This is a genomic window from Streptomyces sp. NPDC058291, from assembly GCF_042880855.1.
Classification (GTDB): Bacteria; Actinomycetota; Actinomycetes; order Streptomycetales; family Streptomycetaceae; genus Streptomyces.
Window position 1 is genome coordinate 17974 of sequence record NZ_JBHVYK010000050.1, and the last position, 20707, is coordinate 38680.

Below are 20707 nucleotides of genomic sequence, written 5' to 3' on the forward strand. Positions count from 1 at the left end.
CGGGGGAACGTGTCCCGCCCGCGCCAGGCGCACGAGCCGAAGGTACGGGGGGAACCCCGGCTCAGTGCAAGGGCCGATGACCAGTCGGCTCACTTGTTACTGCGTTCCACCAGCGGAAAACGTCACACCTCGCGCCGAAAAATTTCGAGGACTGGGAAAACCGCAGGTCAGCGGCGTCTATGACAGAGAGGCGTCAGTGACGTCAGTGAAGCGAGCGACGTCAGTGGCCATGGTGACGGCGGCCGTCGTGGTGGCCGCGGCCACCGCCGCCTGCGCCCTTCCCGTTCCCGGAATTCCCGCCGTTCCCGGCCTTCCCGCCGTTGCCGCTCCTGCCGCCAGGGGAGACGCCCTGGCGTCCGTGGCCGCCGTCGCGATCGTCGTCGGCGTCGCCCCGGCCGGACGCGCCGCCCGAGCCGCTCGCCCCGCCCTGGCTCCCTCGGTCGCCCCGCCCCTTCGCGGTGTCCCCGCCCTTGGCGTCCCTGCCCGTGCCGCGCCCCTTGCCCGTGCCGCGGTCCTCGCCGCGGGCGCTCCCGCCGGCGCCGTCGAGAACGCCGGCGCAGTACGCCGCCACGCGCTTCGAACCGCCCGCGCGGTGCTCCAGGGCGCGCCGGTGCTCGGAGTCCAGGGTCTTGCCCGCGTTCAGCTCACGGCAGGACGCGGCCGCGGCGGGCGGCCACGCCGCGCGAGGGCCCGGGGCCGCCGAGGCGCCCTCGCTCGCCGTGCCGCCTCCGGCGGCCGAGCCGCCGGAGATCCCGTCGTCCCCGGGTGTCGTCGTCCCGGCCGGGCCGCCGGGGACGGGACGGTCCGAGGCGTCCGCGGACGACGGGGCGAGCGCGCGGTCCGGGGACGCCGGGGTGGAGACGGAGGTCACCGGGCGGCCCGGCTCCGCGCGGCCGAACGGGGTCGGCAGGACGCCCGTCCCGCTCGCCACCGCGACCCCGCCGACCATCCCGACGGCCAGCGCCGCCGCCAGCCCCAGCCGCGCGGGGCGGCTCCAGCGGGGCGGGCGGCCGGAGTCCCGGACCGGACCGCCGATGCGCACCAGGCCGGCGTCCGCCCCGGCGCCGGCGGCGAACGTCTCGGGCCGCGCGAGGTCCGTGCGGTCCGCGTGCGCCTTGCGGAAGGCGGCCAGGGCCGCGGCCTCGCCGGGCAGCTCCTCGTCGTCGCGCGGGGGCTGCGGGGCCGGCGCGGACAGCGCGGACAGTGCGCGCAGGGTCCGGGCGAGCCGCTCGGCCTCGTCCCGGGCCGTGCCGTCGACAGCGTTGTCGGGTGACTCACCGCGCAGCAGACGCTCCGCCGTTTCGCGGTCCAGCCACCTGTCCTGCTCGTCGGCCATCACATGTCCTTCTGCGTCCGCGTGCGCACATGCGTCACACCCGCCGACGTCACCGCGCGTGAACGCGGCCCTCGTTGAGGCGGCAGCGCGTCGAGCGCCCCGGCCGACTCCGGATCGTCCCCGAGCAGTTCCGCCAGCCTCTTCAGGCCGCGGTGCGCGGCCGTGCGGACCGCGCCGGGCCGTTTGCCGAGCGTCTCGGCGGCCGTCTTGGCGTCCAGGCCCATCACCACACGCAGGACGACGGCCTCGGCCTGGTCCTGCGGCAGCCGGGCGATGAGGCCGAGGGCGCGGCCGGTGGCCAGCGCCTCCATGGCCTCACCCGCGGTGTCGGACTCGGCGGCCCGGCCGGTCAGCTCGGTCTCGTCGGCGACCGTCGCCGGGCGCCGGCCGCGCATGCGTATGTGGTCCAGGGCCCGGTTGCGCGCGATCCGGGCGGCCCAGCCGCGGAAGCGGTCCGCGTCGCCGCTGAAGCGGTCCAGGTCCCGGGCGACCTGCAGCCAGGCCTCGGAGGTCACGTCCTCGGCGTCGAGATCGCCGACCAGCGTGCGCACGTACCCGAGGAGCCGCGGGTGCACCGCGCGGTACACGGTGCGGAACGCGCTCTCGTCCCCGTCCTGTGCCGCGAGCACCGCGGCTGTCAGCTCCGCGTCGTCCCCCACGTCGTGGTTCCTCGGTCGATGGTGCGCGGTTTCTGAGGACCGCAGGTCGTGTGCGGTGGTCTGCCGCTTGGCCGTCCGGCGCGAAAGGCACGTTACGACCTGAAACAGCCGCACGTCCATGTCCGTAGAACATGCAACTAACTCGTGACGCAGTGGACGTGCTCGGGGTGTGACAGAAATCGCACTCACGGCGCTGTAGGGAGTACGGGCCGCCGCGCGGCCCGTACCGCGCGACGGCCGGGGCCTCTCCTGTGGGGGGTGGCGGCTCCGGCCGTTGTCGCGGACTCCCCGCTCTGACTGCTGCTTTGTGCGGCCGTTGACGAAGGTCTGGGGGCCGCCCTTGTCAGCCGCTGTAGAGGGTGGGCAGATCGACCAGGAGGACGTCGCCACGACCGTGCGCCAGTTCAACCAGGTCGGGCTGGAAGCCCTGCAATGAGTACAGGGCCAACGTGGTGGCAGCGGTGTCGTACCCCTGGTCCGCGAGGAGCGTACGGATACGTTCCAGGCGCTCCAGGTCACCGGTCCCGCGGCGGGCGGCGGTCGCCTTGGCCCCGCCCAGGAGCGCGATCCTCGCGCGGGGAGCCTGCGGGCGCTCGCCGGCGGCCAGGGCGATGACATCGACCTCGTGCTTGGTCCGGGCGGCCGGGTCGGCGACCTCGGTGGTGCCGATGGGGCCGGGCAGCCCACCGGGCAACAGGGTGTGGGCATGACGACGGGTGAAGTCGCGGGCCAGGTCCTCGAAGTGCGGCCCGAAGATCTTGGAGTTGAAGGTTCATGCATGACGCTCATCGCTGAGCCGCACAGGATCAGCCGCGGACCCGGCCCGGCACCGGGCCGGGCACCCCGCCGGCGCTCGTCGTAGAGCTGTTGCAGAGACCCTTCGTGCTGCTGCCAGGCCAGGGGTGGCGGCCTCGGCCGTTGCCTTGGCCGCCACGGTCATCCCTCTTCCCCGCCCCCGGCCCCGGCCCCGACCCCGACCCCGACGCCCTTCGCCTCCGCCTTCGGCTGGGCGGACGGCTTCCCGGGCTTCTCGGGCGTCTCGGAGGTCTCGAAGGTCTCGGGTTCGGCCGACCTGCCGGGTTGCGCGGACGCGTCCGGCTGGATGGACCTGCCGCCCCCGTCCGTTTCCTCGCCCGTGCCGGCCTTATCGCTCTTACCGCTCTTACCGCTCTTGCCGGCCTTACCGGCCTGACTGGTCTGGCTGCTCTCGCCCGTCTTCCCGGCCTTCCCGGCCTGACTGGTCTGGTTGCTCTCGCCCGTCTTCCCGGTCTTCCCGGTCTTCCGGGCAAGGGCGCTCTTGCCGGCCTTGCCCGGGCCGTCGGCCCCATCGCAGTACGCCTCGACGTTCTGCTCGCCGCCCGCCGCCGTCACCAGCCGCTTCCAGGCGGTGGAGTCCAGGGCGTCACGCCGTCCCCGGACCTTCTCGTAGGCGCGGCAGCGGGCCTCGGCGTCCTCGGGCCGCGCGGGACGGTCCCGGTCGTCGTCGCCCGTGGCGGACGGGCCGACGAGCGCCCCGGGCGGATCCGTGGCCGCCCCCGCCGACGGCCGCGGCCGGCCCCGGTCACCGTCGTCGCCACCGCGGATCCCGACCGCGACCCCGCCGTCGCCGTCGCCGTCCGTGCCGGAGCCGATCGCGGCGAACGCCGCGCCGCCCAGCGCGAGACCGGCGATCAGCGCGCAGAGCGTGACCCGCAGCGAGCGGGCGGTGTGCCGACGGGCCCGGGGCCGCCAGTCGTCCCGGCGCCGGTTGCTGAGCCGGTGCGTCCGCGCGGCCCCGGCGGCCCCCGCGGCCCCGGCGGCCCCCGCGGCCCCCGCGGCACGGGCGGCACGGGCGTCCCGGGCGTCCCGGGCGGCACGGGCGGCACGGAAGGCGGCGACGGCCCGCCGCTCGCCCTCACCGCCCTCGTGCAGGCGGTCGTCCGGCGCGCACAGGGCCCGGGCGAGCAGCGCCTCCAGCTCCGGCGGGCCGGCGAGGGCGTCGTCAGGGCGTGCGCGCCGACGGCTGTGGCCCGCGCCGTCGTTCAGCCGTTCACCCATGTCCGTTCCCGCCTCTGTCCCGTCCCCGATGTCCGTTTCGGCCCGTTCGTCGCCGCCGGTCCACCGGCCGCGCACCGATCACTCGGTGATCCATACGGCTCGTGGACGCCGGCGTTCACGCCGACTCCCCCAGCGTCGCGGACCCGCCATCCGTCACACCCCCGGCCGCGACGCCCAGCTGACCGGCCAGTCGCTTCAGTCCCCGGTGCGCGGCCGTGCGCACGGCGCCGGGCCGCTTGCCGAGCACCCGGGCCGCGGCCGGGCCGTCCAGTCCGATGACGACCCGCAGCAGCACGGCCTCCGCCTGGTCCCGCGGCAGCCCGCGCAGCAGTTCCATGGCCTGCGCGGTGGAGAGGGACTCCAGCGCCAGGTCATGGGTGCTTTGCGGCCCGGGCAGGTCGAGGACGGCGTCCTGTTCCAGCGCCGCCGAGCGCGGCCGCACCCGCAGCCGGCGCAGGTGGTCGAGGGCCCGGTGCCGGGCGATGGTCGCCGTCCAGCCCCGGAACCCGGCCCCGTCGCCGCGGAACCGCCCCAGGTCCCGGGCGATCTCCAGCCAGGCGTCCGAGGCCACGTCCTCCGCTTCGTCGCCGACGATCCCGCGCAGATAGCCGAGCAGTCCGGGTTGGACGATCCGGTACGCCACGGCGAACGCCGCCTCGTCCCCGTCCTGGGCCCGCGCCACGGCCGCCCCCAGTTCCCCGTCGCAGGCGTGCGCGCGCCGGGGTTCCCCTCCCTGGCCCAAGACTTTCCTCGTTCGTACGGAGTTCGGTGCGGGCACGCGGCTCCCCCGCCGAACACCGGTCCGGATGCGACCGCGCCCCCACGGTCATCAGCGCCGGACCGCACGGAAGTGTCACAGCGCGCGGTCGCGCCGCGGCCCGCTGTACCCGGCAGGACGGAGCCGGGACGTCACGAGCCCCGGGAGGCCTCGTTCGTCACGACCGTCCCATCGGAGCTCCCGTCAGCCCGCGGTCACCGCCGCCCCCGCATCGCGTCCCGGCACAGCAACCGCAGCGAGCCGTGGCCGGCGAAGCAGCGGCGGGCCTCGTCCAGGGGGTCCCAGAGGCGGCCGTCGGGGGTGCGGATCCAGTGGTCACCCCCGGTGGCCCACCACTCGGCGCCGGTCTGCCGGACGATCACCTCGCCGGCGTACGCGCCGAGCCCGCGCAGGACGCCCTCCACGGCCGCGTACGGCGGGCTCTCGCGCCGCAGGTCCTCGATCAGGCGGTCGACGCGCCACAGGCTCTGCGCCGAGCGGTCGAGCTGCGGGCGCATGCCCTCGGGCACGGCGGCCACCGCCTCGGCCGCCCACCGCACGGGTCTTGCGGCGGCGGAGGGGCGGGCGGGCCGCTCGGGCGGATCCCTCCGATCGCGGCCATCGGCCCGATCGGTCCCATCGGTCCCATCGGCCCGGTCGATCCCATCGGCCCGGTCGATCCCATCGGCCCGGTCGATCCCGTCGAGCCGACCGGTTTCGTCGGTGTAGCCAGTCCGGTGGGTTTGCTCGGTCCGGTCGGTGTGGCCGGTCCCGTCCGTGCGGCCGGTCCGGTGGGTTTGTTCGGTCCGGTCGGTGTGGCCGGTCCCGTCCGTGTGGCCGGTCCGGTGGGTTTGCTCGGTCCGGTCGGTGTGGCCGGTCCGGTCGGTGTGGTCGGTCGTCCTACGCGTCACACTTCGTAGAGCGGGGCCGCCGCCGGTCGCGTCACTCGGATCCGGCGTCTTCCCGTAACCGGCGCAGGACCGCCCCAGGTCCCCCGCACCGCGCTCACGTACGTCCACGGGCCCGCCGGGACACCACCGCGCGCAGTACCCGGCGGCCCTCCGTGGACACCTCCAGCGCGCGGCGCAGGCCGCTCGCGCCGTGGCCGGCGAGGACCTCCAGGACGGTGACCTGGCGGCGCAGTTCTGCGGCGACGAGGGGCGACATGCCCTCGGTGCGGCCCTCGCGGCGGGAGTCGACCGGGACGCCGTCCGTCGTCGGGTCGAGGAGGCGATGGATCTGGAGCGAGGCGACGGAGCAGGCGTCGGCCCACACCCGCACACCCGCGGCGCTGCGGTCGTCCGGGGCGGCGGCCAGCATCCGGTGGGCGAGGAGTCCGGCCTCGTCGCCCTCTTCCGGAGCGGCGCCGAGCTTGTCGCGCGCCCGCCCCACCAGCTCGCCCCAGTCGGCGGCGTCGGAGTCCTCCGTGAGATTGCCCCACAGGGGGCGCAGGATCTCGTCGTCACCCCCCAGCAGGGGTATGCAGCGATCCAAACAAGCCAGCCCGCTGGCGGCCAGTCCGCGCTCGTCGGCCTGAGCGATCAGTTCCACCAGGCTCATCCACGCCTCCCTCGCCAGGGCGCCTACCTTACGGAGCCCGCAGTTCCCCTTACTGCGTGCGACGGGCCAGGAGTGTCACAGGCGGTTGGTTTCGGCCACGTGCGAGTCGTCCGGGGAGGTGCTCAGCCGAGCCTGTTCGCCAGTGCCGTGAACTGCGTCCAGGACAGCTCGGGTGTCCCGGCGTCCCACAGCTTCTGCGAGGTCGCCCGCAGCGGCATGCGGATGCCGGCCGCGATCTGGTCCTGTGTCTGGGAGTTCGCGAGGTCGCACCAGACCGAGAAGGAGCCGCCGAGGATCTGGGCGTCGTACTTCGCGGGCACCGGCGTCGTGCCGCGCAGCACCCGCGGGGTCCACTGTTCGTAGATGCGCCGCCCGGTCGGGTAGGCGAAGTCGTTGGGCTCGCCGAGGACGTAGTAGAGGTACTCGTCGTTGTAGTTGAGCATCTTGCGCCCCGCGCTCAGGTACTCCACGGGCGGGCGGGCCCCGATCTCCTTGCCCGTCCAGTACGCGACCACGAGGTCGGAGGCCGGCTTGACCGACGTGCCGCGGAAGAAGCCGTCGTTCCACGCCCGCAGGGTCCGGTCGTGGGCGCGGACGGTGTCGGCGCGGTCGTTGAGCCAGCCGGTGGTCAGGTCGGCCACGCCCGCGCCGGAGCCGTACCGGGCCTTCGCGGCGGCGGCGAGCTGGGGGTAGGAGGCGGCCGGGTCGGACACCGTCAGCGCCTGGTACTCGTCGCCGCCGAGATGCCAGTAGGCGCCGGGGAAGACGCCGGCGTACTCGTCCAGCAGGTCGTCGAGGAGGTTCGCGGAGTCGTCCCTGGAGATGTCGATCGCGCCGCGGGTGGCCGCTCCGCCCGCGTTGCGCAACTGCAGCTCGGGGTGGGCGGCGAGGACGGCGCCCAGGTGGCCGGGCGAGTCGATCTCCGGCACGACGGTGATGTGCCGGCTCGCCGCGAGGTCGACGATCTTCTTCACCTGGGCCTTGGTTAGGTGCTGGCGGGCGACGATCTCCGGGTGGGTGTCGGACTGGATCCGGAAGGACTGGTCGTCGGAGAAGTGCAGGCCGAGCTGGTTGTACTTGAGGTCGCCGAGCTCGCGCACCCGGTCCTCGATCCAGCCGGGGCTGAAGTACTTGCGCGCGATGTCCAGCGTGAACCCGCGTTGCGGCTTGGCCGGCTGGTCGCGCACGACGCCCTCCGGCGCGGTTCGGCCGCCGTGCACCTCCTGCTTGAGGGTGCGGGTCCCGTAGAAGACGCCGGCGTCGGAGGGCCCGCTGATGGTGACCCGCCCGCCGCGCACGGTCATGGTGTACGACTGCGGGTTCGCGCCCTCGTCGTCGTTGAGAGCCAGCCGCAGGTCCCCGGCGCGCACGTCGTTCTTGCGGCCGGCGTACGTCAGTCCCAGCTCGCCGGCGATCAGCCGCCCCTCGTCGGCGAGGGCGGCGTCGCTCACCACGACCCGGCGGGTGGAGGCGGGACGCCAGCCGGGGCCGCGGGCCGGGGTGTGCGCGCGGACGGCGGGGATGGTCCGGGGGACGGTGGACAGGGCGTACGAGCGGCTGGGCGTCGGGGCGGCCGGCGGCGGTACGGCGGCGGAGTCGCCGGCCGAGGTGCCGGCGGCCTGCCGGGAGGCGGCCGACCCGGCCGACGTGCCGGAGTCCTGCCCCGACGAGGCCCACACGCCCAGTCCGACGCCCAGCGCGGCCACCAGTCCGCCCGCCGTCAGCGCCCGCAGCGCCACCGTCCGCTGCGGCCCGCGCTGTGGCTTCCCGTTCGGCGTCGGACGCCGATGCCTGTGCCTGCTCACCCCGCCCACCGTACGACCCTCACCCCGGGGAGGCGCGTCGAGACCGCGCGACGGGGTCTACGACACGTTCGGAAACTCTCTCGTTCGAGTGAAGTTCGAGCGTCCGTCGGACACGTCCTGACCGCTCTCGATAACGTAGCGACACATCTTTCACGGCATCCCCTGCCACATCACACGTGACGCGAGGATCCACGCTGCCTGCGCACCCTCCCTCCCCGCTCTCCGGCTGCCTCGCCATACCGGCGCAGACCCGGACCTCACGCGTGCCCCTGCTCGACGGCTTCAACACCGCCCCCGTCGACGAGGCGCACCGCACCCTCCTCGCCTGCCTGCGCAGTCTCAGCTGGGCCCGTCGCGTCGCCGACCACCGCCCCTACCCGACGCTGGACGCCCTGCTGGCCGCGTCGGACGAGGCCGCGTACGACCTGACGTCGGGCGATCTGGCGGAGGCGCTGGCCGCGGAGGCCCTCCCCGCCCTGCCGGAGGACGCGTACGGCGCGGCCCACACGGCGCTGAGCGCGGCGCACGCGGCCTACGAGGCGCGCTTCGGCCACGCCTTCGTCATCTGCCTGGCGGCCGTCCCGCCGGACGAGCGCCTGGACCACGTCCTGCAGGGCATCCGGTCACGATTGGCGAACGATCCGGAGGACGAACGGGTGGTCGCGGCGGAGGAGCTTCGCCGCCTCGGGAAGGCACGTCTGGCGAGCCGCTTCCGGGGCGCGGGGCTCTGACCCGGGCGACACGGCCGCACGGCGCGGCCGGGCACGACGGATCCGCAGAGGGCGCATAACGCCACAGCCCGGGGCACATGCCCGCACAACCCGCCCCGGGAGCCGGGGACGCTCACCCATCCGCGTGCCACTTTGATCACACCGGTAGGCCCGGCGTAAGCCCGGCGCCGACGCATCGCTACGATGCTGGGGGCCGGTGGACCGTACCCGGCCGGGCCCGTCCGACGCCGAAGCCGGCAGGCCCTGATCCCCGCTCCCGGAGGGTTCTTCCGTGCCGGCTGGAACGCTGTACCGCGGCCGGGAAGGAATGTGGTCCTGGGTGGCTCATCGAGTCACCGGCGTCCTCATCTTCTTCTTCCTGTTCGTCCACGTGCTCGACACCGCGCTCGTGCGTGTCTCCCCCGAGGACTACGACAAGGTCGTAGCCACCTACAAGACCCCGATCGTCGCGTTGCTGGAGTACGGCCTCGTCGCCGCCATCCTCTTCCACGCGCTCAACGGTCTGCGCGTCATCGCCGTCGACTTCTGGTCGAAGGGCCCGCGCTACCAGAAGCAGATGCTCTGGAGCGTCGTCGGCCTGTGGCTGGTGCTGATGCTCGGGGCGATCTACCCCGTCCTCGGCCACGCCGCTCGTGAACTGTTCGGGAGCTGACACCGATGGCCACCACTGAATCCACCGCAGCCGGCGTCGGCCCCGTCGAGGGCGGCCCGCTCTACAGCGTCGACAACCCGGCGCCCGTCATCGAGGCCCCGCGCCAGCGCACGAGGAAGACCCCGAAGTCCACCCGGGGCAACTTCGAGATGGGCGCCTGGCTGTTCATGCGCCTGTCCGGCGTCGTGCTGGTCGTCCTGGTCCTGGGGCACCTGCTGATCCAGCTCGTCCTGGACGGCGGCGTCTCCAAGATCGGCTTCGCCTTCGTGGCCGGCCGCTGGGCCTCCCCGTTCTGGCAGGTCTGGGACCTGCTGATGCTGTGGCTCGCGATGCTGCACGGCGCGAACGGTCTGCGCACGGTCGTCAACGACTACGCGGAGCGCGCGAACACCCGGCTCTGGCTGAAGGGCCTGCTCTACACCGCCACGGTGTTCACCATCCTGCTGGGCACGCTGGTGATCTTCACCTTCGACCCGAACATCCGCTAGGCACGGGGTTGCGAGAATCATGAAGATCCACAAGTACGACACCGTCATCGTCGGCGCCGGCGGCGCCGGTATGCGCGCCGCCATCGAGTCGACGAAGCGCAGCCGCACCGCCGTGCTGACCAAGCTCTACCCCACCCGCTCCCACACGGGCGCCGCGCAGGGCGGCATGGCCGCCGCGCTCGCCAACGTGGAGGAGGACAACTGGGAGTGGCACACCTTCGACACGGTCAAGGGCGGTGACTACCTGGTCGACCAGGACGCCGCCGAGATCCTGGCGAAGGAGGCCATCGACTCCGTCCTCGACCTGGAGAAGATGGGCCTGCCGTTCAACCGGACGCCCGACGGCACGATCGACCAGCGCCGCTTCGGCGGTCACAGCCGCAACCACGGCGAGGCCCCGGTCCGCCGGTCCTGCTACGCGGCCGACCGCACCGGTCACATGATCCTGCAGACGCTGTACCAGAACTGCGTGAAGGAGGGCGTGGAGTTCTACAACGAGTTCTACGTCCTCGACCAGCTGATCACCGAGGTCGACGGCGTCAAGCGGTCGGCGGGCGTCGTCGCGTACGAGCTGGCCACCGGCGAGATCCACGTCTTCCAGGCGAAGGCCGTGATCTACGCCTCCGGCGGCTGCGGCAAGTTCTTCAAGGTGACGTCGAACGCGCACACCCTGACCGGTGACGGCCAGGCGGCCGTGTACCGGCGCGGGCTGCCGCTGGAGGACATGGAGTTCTTCCAGTTCCACCCGACCGGCATCTGGCGCATGGGCATCCTGCTGACGGAGGGCGCCCGCGGTGAGGGCGGCATCCTGCGCAACAAGGACGGCGAGCGCTTCATGGAGAAGTACGCGCCGGTCATGAAGGACCTGGCGTCCCGCGACGTCGTGTCCCGGTCCATCTACACGGAGATCCGCGAGGGCCGCGGCTGCGGTCCCGAGGGCGACCACGTCTACCTGGACCTCACGCACCTCCCGCCGGAGCAGCTGGACGCGAAGCTCCCGGACATCACCGAGTTCGCGCGGACCTACCTCGGCATCGAGCCGTACACGGACCCGATCCCGATCCAGCCCACCGCGCACTACGCGATGGGCGGCATCCCGACGAACGTCGAGGGCGAGGTCCTGAGCGACAACACCACGGTCGTCCCGGGCCTGTACGCGGCCGGCGAGGTCGCCTGCGTGTCGGTGCACGGCGCCAACCGTCTGGGCACGAACTCGCTGCTGGACATCAACGTGTTCGGCCGCCGGGCGGGCATCGCCGCCGCCGAGTACAGCCAGAAGGCGGACTTCGTCGAGCTGCCGGAGAACCCGGCCGAGCTGGTCGTCTCCCAGGTGGAGCGGCTGCGGGCGTCGACGGGCACCGAGCGCGTGTCGGTCCTGCGCCGCGAGCTGCAGGAGACCATGGACGCGAACGTCATGGTGTTCCGCACGGAGCAGACGATCAAGACGGCGGTCGAGAAGATCGCCGAGCTGCGCGAGCGCTACCGGAACGTGTCGATCCAGGACAAGGGCAAGCGGTTCAACACGGACCTGCTGGAGGCCGTCGAGCTGGGCAACCTCCTGGACCTGGCCGAGGTCATGGCGATCTCCGCGCTGGCCCGCAAGGAGTCCCGCGGCGGTCACTACCGCGAGGACTACCCCAACCGCGACGACGTCAACTTCATGCGCCACACCATGGCGTACCGCGAGGTGGGCGACGACGGCACCGAGACGGTCCGTCTCGACTACAAGCCGGTCGTCCAGACCCGCTACCAGCCGATGGAGCGTAAGTACTGATGGCAACCCCGACCCTCGACAAGGCGGACGCGGCCGGCGCCCCCGAGCCCGGCTTCGCCGACTCCCCGTACATCACGGTCACCCTCCGCGTGCGCCGCTTCAACCCCGAGGTCTCGGCCGAGGCGGTCTGGGAAGACTTCCAGCTGGAGATCGACCCGAAGGAGCGCGTCCTGGACGCCCTCCACAAGATCAAGTGGGACGTCGACGGCACCCTCACGTTCCGCCGCTCCTGTGCCCACGGCATCTGCGGTTCGGACGCGATGCGGATCAACGGCAAGAACCGTCTGGCGTGCAAGACGCTGATCAAGGACATCAACCCCGAGAAGCCGATCACGGTCGAGGCCATCAAGGGCCTGACGGTCCTGAAGGACCTGGTCGTCGACATGGAGCCGTTCTTCCAGGCCTACCGCGACGTGATGCCCTTCCTGATCACGAAGGACACCAACGAGCCGACGCGCGAGCGCTTCCAGACCGCGGAGGACCGCGAGCGGTTCGACGACACCACGAAGTGCATCCTGTGCGCGGCCTGCACGTCGTCCTGCCCGGTGTTCTGGAACGACGGGCAGTACTTCGGCCCGGCGGCGATCGTCAACGCCCACCGCTTCATCTTCGACTCGCGTGACGAGGCGGGCGAGCAGCGGCTGGAGATCCTGAACGACAAGGACGGCGTCTGGCGCTGCCGCACGACGTTCAACTGCACGGACGCCTGCCCGCGTGGCATCGAGGTCACCAAGGCGATCCAGGAGGTGAAGCGGGCGCTGATCACGCGCCGCTTCTGACGCCTTTCTCCGGCACGTCGTCGAGGGCCTCGTCTCCCGGTTCACGCCGGGGCGGGGCCCTTCGGCGTGCCGGCGCCACGATCGGGTGGACGTGATCAAGAAGGACACCGGCGTGGTGCCCGGCCTACGATGATGGTCTCGACACCAGCCCCGAGGAGGCACGCGATGTCCGCTGCATCCGTCGAGCAGCCCTACGCCGACGAGCCGTTCTCGCTGACGGCCATCGCCGACGAGATCATGGAGCGTCATCCGGGCTACCGCGTCGAGATCATCGGAGGCCACCTCCTCGTGACACCGTCACCGGACGCCCCGCACGCCCGCGCCCTGACCCAGCTCATGATTCCCTTCATCGCTGCTGGGTTGCACGGCACGGAGACCGAGGTCCTGCAGAACGTCGGGCTGTGGCTGCCGACGGGCGCGGAGGACTATGCCATTCCCGACCTCGTGATCGTCGACGCCGACATCGACGACCACTTCGTGGAGAACAACGCGTACGACCCCGGCTGCTTCCGTCTGGTCCTGGAAGTGACCTCGGGGAACCGGAAGGACGACCTCAGGACGAAGGTCGCCGCGTACGCCCAGGCGAAGGTGCCCGTCTACGTCATCGTCGACCGTAGGCACCAGCGCGTCCACGTCCTCACCGAGCCGGTCGTGGGCGGTTACGACAACCACCAGTTCTACGCGCCCGGCCAGTCCGTCACGCTGCCCGACGTCATCGGGGCCAAGGTCACGCTGGAGGCCGCCGAGATCCTCGCGGCGGGCCGCCCGAAGAAGAGCGACTGAGCCGGGTCACCACGACATGTACCACTCCGGGTCCGCGCCGAGGTCACTCTGAGCGCAGCCGAGATCCTCGCGGCGGGCCGGCCGAGGGCGAGCGACTGACCCCCCGTCACCACGACGTGTACCACTGCGGGTCGGGGCCGAGCCGGCGGCGCGGGCAGTCCTCCGGGTCGCCTGCGACCCAGCGGCGGCTGTCGCGCGCGGCCCGTCCTCCGGCCGGGTGACCCCCCGGTCAGGTCCTGGCAGCCGTCCGCGCCTCCGTACTTAATCTGACTGCATGTCAGACGATCAGTCGTACGACCTGCTCGGGTTCGACAACGTGCTGCTGCCGGTCGGGGATCTCGGCGAGGCCGTGGGGTTCTACGAGCGGGCCGGGTTCACTGTGGCGTTCCGGTTCGACGAGGGCGGGATCGCGTCGCTGAAGGTCGGGGGCGAGACCCCCGGCGTCCTGCTGCGGCGGGAGGAGGCCCTCGGGCGCCGTCCGCCGCCGTGGCCGGCCACGCGCGTATGGCTGGAGGTGGCGGACGCGCGGGCGACGGCCGGTCGGCTGGCCGAGGCCGGCATCCCCCCGCTCGACCCGCCGTTCGCCGTGGCCACCGGATGGACCGTCGAGATCGCCGACCCCTGGGGGAACGTCCTGGGCTTCACGGACTACTCCAAGCGGCCCGAGCTGGGCCGGCGTTAGGGGCCGCGGCTCCGTCCCGACGCAGTGTTGAACGTGTTCAAAAACAGCGCTACAGTCAACCTCGACAGCGTTTTGAACGCGTTCAAGATAAAGGTGGGGAACATGGACCGCACGGTCATCGCCTACGTCATCTACCTGATCGTCAGCATCGGCCTGACGATCTGGGTGGCCAGGACCCTCAGCCGCAACGGGCGGGTCTTCCTCGCCGACGTGCTCCAGGGGAACGAGAAGCTCGCCGACGCCGTCAACCACCTTCTGGTGGTCGGCTTCTACCTCGTCAACCTCGGCTTCGTCGCCCTCTACCTGAGCGGCGACGACACCGTCGAGGACGTCCGAGGCGTCTTCGAGGCCCTGTCGACGAAGCTGGGCGTGGTGCTGCTGGTGCTCGGGGCGATGCACCTGGCCAACGTCTACGTGCTGAACCGGATCCGGCGGCGCGGGATCATGGAGCGCGAGCAGGTGCCGCCGGTCGCCCCGCAGGGCTGGACCGCTCCGTCGGCGCCCGCGACCGGGGCGTGAACACCATGACGGCCCCTGAGGCCGCACCGGCCGCACAGGCCACCGCCGACCGGGACGCCCGCCGCGTCCCGGTCCGCCGGCTCACCGTCCTCCATGACGCCGAGTGCCCGCTGTGCGGGTTCCTGAGCGACTGGCTGCGCGGACAGCCGCAGTTGGTGCCGCTGGAGTTCGTGCCGGCGGGCTCCGCCGAGGCGTGCGCCCGCTACCCCGGCCTCGACCATCGCGCCACCCTCGACGAGATCACCGTCGTCGGCGACGCCGGCCAGGTCTACCAGGGCGCCGCCGCCTGGATCGTCACCCTGTGGGCGCTGCGCGAGCACCGCCCGTTGTCCCACCGGCTGTGCACTCCCGCCGGGGCGAAGGTCGCGCGGGCCGCCGTGCTCTCCGCCGCCAGGTGGCGGCAGGGTCGCCGGCGCGGCGCCGGCTGGGGCGGGGGCGTCTACCGCCGCGGCGACGGGTGGACGTACGACCCGTTCGACGGCTGGACCCACCACCCGCCCACCTGTGCAGACGGCCACTGCCGCACTGACTAGGCTCTCGTTCCGTGCCCGCTGACAACGACGGTCCCGCCGAGGCCGCTCCCCCGCCCCAGCCCTCCGAGGGCGCTCCGGCGTCCAAGTCCGAGCAGACGCGCGCGCTGATCCTGGAGACCGCGATGCGGTTGTTCCAGGAACGCGGCTACGACCGGACGACGATGCGGGCCATCGCCCAGGAGGCGGGGGTGTCGGTCGGCAACGCGTACTACTACTTCGCCGGCAAGGAGCACCTGATCCAGGGCTTCTACGACCGGCTGGCCGCGGAGCACCGGGAGGCCGTGCGGGACATCCTGGCGCGGGAGACGAGCCTGGAGGCCCGGCTGGCGGGGGTGCTGCGGACCTGGCTGGACGTGGCGAGGCCGTACCACGAGTTCGCCGTCCAGTTCTTCAAGAACGCCGCCGACCCCGACAGCCCGCTCAGCCCGTTCTCCGCGGAGTCGGAGCCCGCGCGCGTGCAGGCCATCGCCGTCCACCGGGAGGTGCTCGCGGGGTCGAAGGCGAAGGTGCCGGCGGAACTGCGCGAGGTCCTCCCCGAGTTGATGTGGCTCTCGCAGATGGGCCTCGTCATGTACTGGATCTACGACCGCACGGAGGGGCGCGAGCGCAGCTACCGGCTGGCCGGCCGGGGAGCGCGGCTGACCGCGCGGGGTGTGGCGCTGGCCCGGTTCCGGGTGCTGCGTCCGCTCGTCCTCGAGGTGCATGAGCTGTTCACGGACTTCCTCCCCGGCATGACCAACGCCCTGCCGGACCCCGCCGGGAGGACCCCGAAGAAGGGGGCCGCCGAGGGCGAGGCCGGGCAGGACGAGGAATGGGGCGACGGGGGCGACGAGGCCGCCGGGGTGTAGACCGCGGCGGCCCCGTCGCCGCTCAGTTCACGCTGTCCAGTTCGTCCTGGGTGAGTTCGACGTCGAAGACCAGGGGGTCCGTCGTGACCGTCAGCCGCCGCGCGTGGGCGGCCGACGAGGAGGCGGTCGTCGACAGCAGGTACGTTCCCGGGCCGGGTACCGAGAGGATGTAGGAGCCGTCGGCGAGGGAGGTCACACGGTCCAGCCGCCGGCCGCCCTGCGTCATGAGGGTCATCGTCGCCCCCTCGACAGGGTCGCCGGCCGCGTCCCGCACGAAGCCGTGGACGGCGGAGGCGGGGCCGCCGTCGGCCGTGGCGGGCGCCTCGCGCGGCTCGTCCTCCTTCGGCTCCACCGCCAGGTGGGGCAGCCGCGTCTCCAGCCATCGCGGCAGCCACCAGTTGGAGTCGCCGAGCAGGTGCATCGCGGCCGGGACGAGGGCCGTGCGCAGGATGAACGCGTCCAGGGCGACGGCCGCCGCGAGACCGACGCCCGCCATCGCCGCGCCCGAGTCGCCGCTGAGCACGAACGCGAGGAACACGCAGACCATGATCAGGGCGGCGGAGTTGATGACCCGGCTGGTCTCCGCCAGGCCCACGCGGACCGCTCGCGCGTTGTCCCGGGTGTGCACCCACTCCTCGTGCATCCGGCTCACCAGGAAGACCTGGTAGTCCATCGACAGGCCGAAGAGCAGGGACAGCATGATGACCGGCAGGAAGGCGTTGATCGGGCCCTCCTTGCCGAGGCCGAGCAGGTCCAGGCCCCAGCCCCACTGGAAGATCGCGACCAGGACGCCGAAGGAGGCCGCCGCCGCGATCAGGTTCATCACCGCGGCCGTCAGCGGCACGACCAGGGAGCGGAAGGCGACCAGCAGGAGCAGGAAGCCCAGGCCGATGATGGTGGCGATGAACAGGGGCAGGCGGTCCCCGGTGACCGTCGCGAAGTCCTTGGAGACCGCGGTGACGCCGCCCACGTGCGCCGTCACCCCGGCCTGCGGGACGACGTCCTCGCGCAGCCGGTCGATGAGGGCGTCCGTCTCCTTCGACTGCGGTGAGGTGGTGGGGACCACCTGGATCACGGTGACGCCGTGCGCGGGCGGCAGCGCGGCCACCTGGGCGACGCCCGGGGCGCCCTTGACGCCCTGGACGAGCGCGGTGGCGTCGCCGCCGTCCACGACGACCTGGAGCGGGCCGTTGAAGCCCGGTCCGAAGCCCTCGGCGAGCAGGTCGTAGGCCTTCCGGGTGGTCGTGGCGCCGTCGTCGTTGCCCTGGTCGGTGGCGCCCAGGCGGAGCGACAGCACGGGGAGCGCGAGAACGGCCATGACGACGACCGCGATCGCGGCGATCGTCCGGGGCCGGCGCTGCACCCTCGCCGACCAGCGGGCCGCGGGCGTGCTCGCCTTCTCCGGCTCCGGGCCCGACGCGGTGAGACGCTTGCGCTGCTTGCGGCTGAGCACGCGCACGCCGAGGAAGCCCAGCAGGGCGGGCAGCAGCGTGGTGGCGGCCAGGACGCTCAGCACCACCGTCAGGGACGTGCCGATGACGACGCCGTCCAGGAAGCGCAGGTTCGTCACCAGCATGCCGGCGAGCGCGATGCACACCGTGCCGCCCGCGAACAGCACCGCCCGCCCGGAGGTGTTGAGGGCGGTGACCGCCGACTCCTCGGGGTCGAGGCCGCGCAGGACGCCCTTGCGGTGCCGGGTGACGATGAACAGGGCGTAGTCGATGCCGACGCCGAGGCCGATCAGGGAGGAGAGCAGCGGGGCCAGGTCGGGGATGTCGGTGACGTGGCTGAGCAGCTGGGTCGAGAACAGGCCCATGCCGACGCCGAAGACCGCCACGGCGAGCGGCAGCAGCATCGCGAACAGGGAGCCGAAGGCGAGGAACAGCACGACCGCGGCCGCCGCGAGGCCGACCATCTCGGCGAGGCCGGTGGGCGGCTCCTGCACCCGCTGGATCGCCTGACCCCCCAACTCGACCTCCAGACCGCCGCGTTCGGCGCCCTGTGCGGTGTCCATGACGTCCTGGACGAGCTCCTTGGGCACCGCGTTCGCCTGCTCGGTGAAGGTGATCTGGGCGTAGGCGATCCGGCCGTCGCCGGAGACCTGCGTGACCGCCCCCGCGTAGGGGCTGGTGACGCCGCCGACGCCCGGCATCTTCGCGATGTCGTCGAGGGCGGGCTGGATCCGGGACCGCACGTCCCGGTCGCGGACCGAGCCCTCGTCGACCTTCCACACGACCGTGTCGGTGTCGCCCGCGCGCGCGGGGAACGCCTTCTCCATCAGGTCGTACGCCTTCTTGGAGTCCGTGTCGGGGAGGGAGAAGACGTTCGCGTAGTCCGTGCCCGCCGTCGAGGCCGAGAATCCCAGGCCGAACAGCGCCCCCACCCACACCAACAGGACCACCAGCCGATGCCGGTAGCACCAGCGAGCCAATGCCGCCACGGTCGCAACTCCTCACACAGATCGACGGGTCCCCCAGGTCCTGGGCACCAGGATCGGCGGCGGGGGGCGCGCGGCGACATGTGACGGCCGTGACTCTCAAGGAACTCCAAAGCGCGAACCGGCCCGGACGCCCGCGACCCCCCGATACTGGGGGCATGACAACGGCTTCCGGCACCGTGCTGGTCGTGGAGGACGAACCGAGCATCGCGGACGTCCTCGCCATCGCCCTGCGCTACCACCGCTTCGAGGTGATGGTCGCGGGCGGCGTCCGCGAGGCCCTCGCGCTCGCCGAGCGGACCCGGCCGGACGTGGCGCTGCTCGACGTGATGCTGCCCGACGGCGACGGACGGGCGCTCGGGCGTGAACTGCGCGGCCGCCGTCCCGACCTGGCGCTGGTGTTCCTCACCGCGCGGGACGCGCCCGCCGAGATCGTCGGCGCCCTCGGCTTCGGCGACGACTACATCACCAAGCCGTTCGACATCGACGTGGTGGTCGCGCGGATCACCGCCGTCCTGCGCCGCACCCGGCCGGCCGACGTCCTTCCCCAGCGGCCGCCGCTGCGTTACGGCGATCTGGAGCTGGACGAGACGACGTACAGCGTGCACCGCGCGGGCCGCTCGGTCGAGCTCACGCCCACCGAGTACGCGCTGCTGCGCTTCCTGGTGCGCAACGGCGGCCGGGTCGTGCCCAAGGAGCAACTCCTGCGCCACGTCTGGCAGTACGAGCACACGCCGCCGGAGTCGACGGTCGTCGAGACCTACATCAGCTATCTGCGGCGCAAGCTGGACGCCCTGGGGCCGCCGGTGATCACCACCCGGCGGGGCGTGGGATACAGGCTGGCATGAGGCGGGCGCACCGGCACGGCGTGCATTCGCTGCGGGCCAAGCTGACGGCGGCCAACGTGGGCCTGCTGGCGCTCGGCATCGTCGCCGCCACCGCCGTCAGCCTCATGGCGATGCGGCACTACCTGCTGGGCCAGGTCGACTCCGAGCTCACCAAGACGCGCACCTCGCTGGGGAGTTCGCAGCTCACCCTGCGCCAGATCGACTCGCTCAGCGTGCTGGGCTTCGTACGGGACCGGCTGGCGCCCGAGGGCTCCGGCGGCCGGCCGGCGCCGGACTCCGTGTTCACCGCCGTGGACGGCCGGGGCGAGGCGGTGGCCCTCTTCGGCGTCGCGCCGACCGAGGCCCAGCGGGGGCTGGCGGACGCCGTCACGGACCCGGGCGCGCTCACCCGTGACGCCGATCCGCACGACGTGAGCGTGCACGGGGCGGCCTACCGGGTGACGGCGACCCGGCTGTCCGACGGCACGTACGTCCTGCTGGCGACCTCGACGGACGCCCTCCACAAGGGCATCGCCAAGGCCCTGCGGCTCGATCTCGCCATGGGGACCCTGCTGCTGGCCCTGCTGGCCTGTCTGACGCTGTTCAGCGTGCGGCGGCGGATGCGGCCGCTGGAGGACATGGTGGAGACGTCGTCGGCGATCGCGGAGGGGGACCTCACCCGGCGGGTGCCCTCCAGCCACCATCCCACCCAGGAGGTCGAGCAGCTGCGGCTGGCCCTGAACTCCATGCTCCACCAGGTGGAGACGGCTTACCGCACGCGCGAGCGCAGCGCGGCCCAGCTGCGCCGCTTCGTCGCCGACGCCTCGCACGAGCTGCGCACCCCGCTGTCCGCGATCCGCGGCTATCTCCAGCTGTACGACCAGGGGATGCTGCGCGAGCCGGAGGAGCGAAGGCGGGCCTGGGACCGGATGAACGGCGAGGTGGACCGGATGGGCCGGCTCGTCGACGAGCTGCTCACCCTGGCCCGGCTGGACCAGCGGCCGGAGCTTCGGCTGCGCAACGTCGACGTGTGCCGGCTGGCGCGGGACGCGGCGCAGGATTTGCGGGCGCAGCAGCCCGGCCGGCCGGTCACGGTCGAGGCGGACGGGGCGGTGCTGGTGCGGGCCGACGAGTCGGGGCTGCGGCAGGTGCTGGGGAACCTGGTGGCCAACGTGCGCACCCACACGGCGGCGGACGTGCCGGTGCGGCTCGGTGTGCTGCGCACGGACGGGCTCGTGCGGCTGTCGGTCGAGGACAAGGGGCCCGGGCTGGGGCCGGAGGACGCGGCGCGGGTCTTCGACCGCTTCTTCCGGGCCGGCGGCGGCGCGGGCAGCGGCCTCGGGCTGGCGATCGTGCAGGGGGTGGTCCAGGCCCACGGCGGTGACGTGACGGTGCGCACGGCGCCGGGCGAGGGCCTCGAGGTGACGGTGACCCTGCCGGTCCACACCCGGACCTGCGCCTGAGCCGCGCGGGCGCGGCGCCCGGGTGTGCGGTGGGCGT

General features: G+C 72.9%; 20 protein-coding genes and 1 pseudogene. 12 read left to right on the forward strand and 9 right to left on the reverse strand.

The window, feature by feature from the left end; translation table 11 throughout:
- Positions 1–220: 220 nt before the first annotated feature.
- The 8 genes and pseudogenes from ACFVYK_RS23875 to ACFVYK_RS23910 form a co-directional block, all read right to left on the reverse strand.
- Positions 221–1336, reverse strand: coding sequence for a hypothetical protein (locus ACFVYK_RS23875; protein ID WP_389777383.1), 1116 nt, complete (start codon positions 1334–1336; stop codon positions 221–223).
- Entirely contained in the window at positions 1336–1995 is a 660-nt protein-coding gene (locus ACFVYK_RS23880) for an RNA polymerase sigma factor (RefSeq protein WP_389777385.1), read from the reverse strand. The genes ACFVYK_RS23875 and ACFVYK_RS23880 overlap by 1 nt, the downstream gene beginning before the upstream one ends.
- Positions 1996–2338: 343 nt before the next feature.
- A pseudogene (locus ACFVYK_RS23885) lies at positions 2339–2767 on the reverse strand (ATP-binding protein); the annotation flags it as partial.
- A 164-nt stretch (positions 2768–2931) separates the two neighbouring features.
- Positions 2932–4032 (reverse strand): hypothetical protein, encoded by a 1101-nt coding sequence (locus tag ACFVYK_RS23890; RefSeq protein ID WP_389777388.1) that lies wholly within the window; start codon positions 4030–4032, stop codon positions 2932–2934.
- 115 nt (positions 4033–4147) lie between these two features.
- Positions 4148–4774 (reverse strand): RNA polymerase sigma factor, encoded by a 627-nt coding sequence (locus ACFVYK_RS23895; RefSeq protein WP_389777390.1) that lies wholly within the window; start codon positions 4772–4774, stop codon positions 4148–4150.
- A gap of 230 nt (positions 4775–5004) precedes the next feature.
- Positions 5005–5349 (reverse strand): hypothetical protein, encoded by a 345-nt coding sequence (locus ACFVYK_RS23900; RefSeq protein WP_389777392.1) that lies wholly within the window; start codon positions 5347–5349, stop codon positions 5005–5007.
- 445 nt (positions 5350–5794) lie between these two features.
- On the reverse strand, positions 5795–6349 hold the full coding sequence (locus tag ACFVYK_RS23905) for a hypothetical protein (protein WP_389777394.1): 555 nt from the start codon (positions 6347–6349) through the stop codon (positions 5795–5797).
- 122 nt (positions 6350–6471) lie between these two features.
- Positions 6472–8088 (reverse strand): glycoside hydrolase family 20 protein, encoded by a 1617-nt coding sequence (locus tag ACFVYK_RS23910; RefSeq protein WP_389777467.1) that lies wholly within the window; start codon positions 8086–8088, stop codon positions 6472–6474.
- A gap of 242 nt (positions 8089–8330) precedes the next feature.
- Here ACFVYK_RS23910 and ACFVYK_RS23915 point away from each other — a divergent pair, with 242 nt between their 5' ends.
- From ACFVYK_RS23915 to ACFVYK_RS23960, 10 genes are all read left to right on the forward strand, one after another.
- Positions 8331–8885, forward strand: a complete 555-nt coding sequence (locus ACFVYK_RS23915) for a 2-oxo-4-hydroxy-4-carboxy-5-ureidoimidazoline decarboxylase (RefSeq protein ID WP_389777397.1) — start codon at positions 8331–8333, stop codon at positions 8883–8885.
- Positions 8886–9156: 271 nt separating this feature from the next.
- On the forward strand, positions 9157–9537 hold the full coding sequence (gene sdhC, locus ACFVYK_RS23920) for a succinate dehydrogenase, cytochrome b556 subunit (RefSeq protein ID WP_078504082.1): 381 nt from the start codon (positions 9157–9159) through the stop codon (positions 9535–9537).
- A 5-nt stretch (positions 9538–9542) separates the two neighbouring features.
- Entirely contained in the window at positions 9543–10025 is a 483-nt protein-coding gene (locus ACFVYK_RS23925; protein ID WP_389777400.1) for a succinate dehydrogenase hydrophobic membrane anchor subunit, read from the forward strand.
- Between the two features lie 19 nt (positions 10026–10044).
- Positions 10045–11799, forward strand: coding sequence for a succinate dehydrogenase flavoprotein subunit (gene sdhA, locus ACFVYK_RS23930; RefSeq protein ID WP_389777402.1), 1755 nt, complete (start codon positions 10045–10047; stop codon positions 11797–11799).
- Positions 11799–12578, forward strand: a complete 780-nt coding sequence (locus ACFVYK_RS23935; protein WP_389777405.1) for a succinate dehydrogenase iron-sulfur subunit — start codon at positions 11799–11801, stop codon at positions 12576–12578. Before sdhA ends, ACFVYK_RS23935 begins: the two co-directional genes overlap by 1 nt.
- A gap of 165 nt (positions 12579–12743) precedes the next feature.
- The gene (locus ACFVYK_RS23940; RefSeq protein ID WP_389777407.1) at positions 12744–13361 is read left to right on the forward strand and encodes a Uma2 family endonuclease; all 618 of its coding nucleotides are present in this window, start codon (positions 12744–12746) and stop codon (positions 13359–13361) included.
- 274 nt (positions 13362–13635) lie between these two features.
- Positions 13636–14043 (forward strand): VOC family protein, encoded by a 408-nt coding sequence (locus ACFVYK_RS23945; protein ID WP_389777410.1) that lies wholly within the window; start codon positions 13636–13638, stop codon positions 14041–14043.
- A gap of 102 nt (positions 14044–14145) precedes the next feature.
- Complete coding sequence (locus ACFVYK_RS23950) at positions 14146–14562, forward strand: hypothetical protein (RefSeq protein WP_389777413.1); 417 nt, start codon at positions 14146–14148, stop codon at positions 14560–14562.
- A 5-nt stretch (positions 14563–14567) separates the two neighbouring features.
- On the forward strand, positions 14568–15095 hold the full coding sequence (locus tag ACFVYK_RS23955) for a thiol-disulfide oxidoreductase DCC family protein (RefSeq protein WP_389777416.1): 528 nt from the start codon (positions 14568–14570) through the stop codon (positions 15093–15095).
- Positions 15096–15106: 11 nt separating this feature from the next.
- Entirely contained in the window at positions 15107–15943 is an 837-nt protein-coding gene (locus tag ACFVYK_RS23960; RefSeq protein ID WP_389777419.1) for a TetR family transcriptional regulator, read from the forward strand.
- 22 nt (positions 15944–15965) lie between these two features.
- Here the strand turns inward: ACFVYK_RS23960 and ACFVYK_RS23965 are convergent, their stop codons facing one another.
- Positions 15966–18374 (reverse strand): MMPL family transporter, encoded by a 2409-nt coding sequence (locus ACFVYK_RS23965; RefSeq protein ID WP_389777469.1) that lies wholly within the window; start codon positions 18372–18374, stop codon positions 15966–15968.
- A 164-nt stretch (positions 18375–18538) separates the two neighbouring features.
- Between ACFVYK_RS23965 and ACFVYK_RS23970 the strand changes: the two genes are divergently transcribed.
- Positions 18539–19228, forward strand: coding sequence for a response regulator transcription factor (locus ACFVYK_RS23970; protein ID WP_389777421.1), 690 nt, complete (start codon positions 18539–18541; stop codon positions 19226–19228).
- Positions 19225–20670, forward strand: a complete 1446-nt coding sequence (locus ACFVYK_RS23975; RefSeq protein WP_389777423.1) for a sensor histidine kinase — start codon at positions 19225–19227, stop codon at positions 20668–20670. Before ACFVYK_RS23970 ends, ACFVYK_RS23975 begins: the two co-directional genes overlap by 4 nt.
- The last annotated feature ends 37 nt before the right edge of the window (positions 20671–20707 follow it).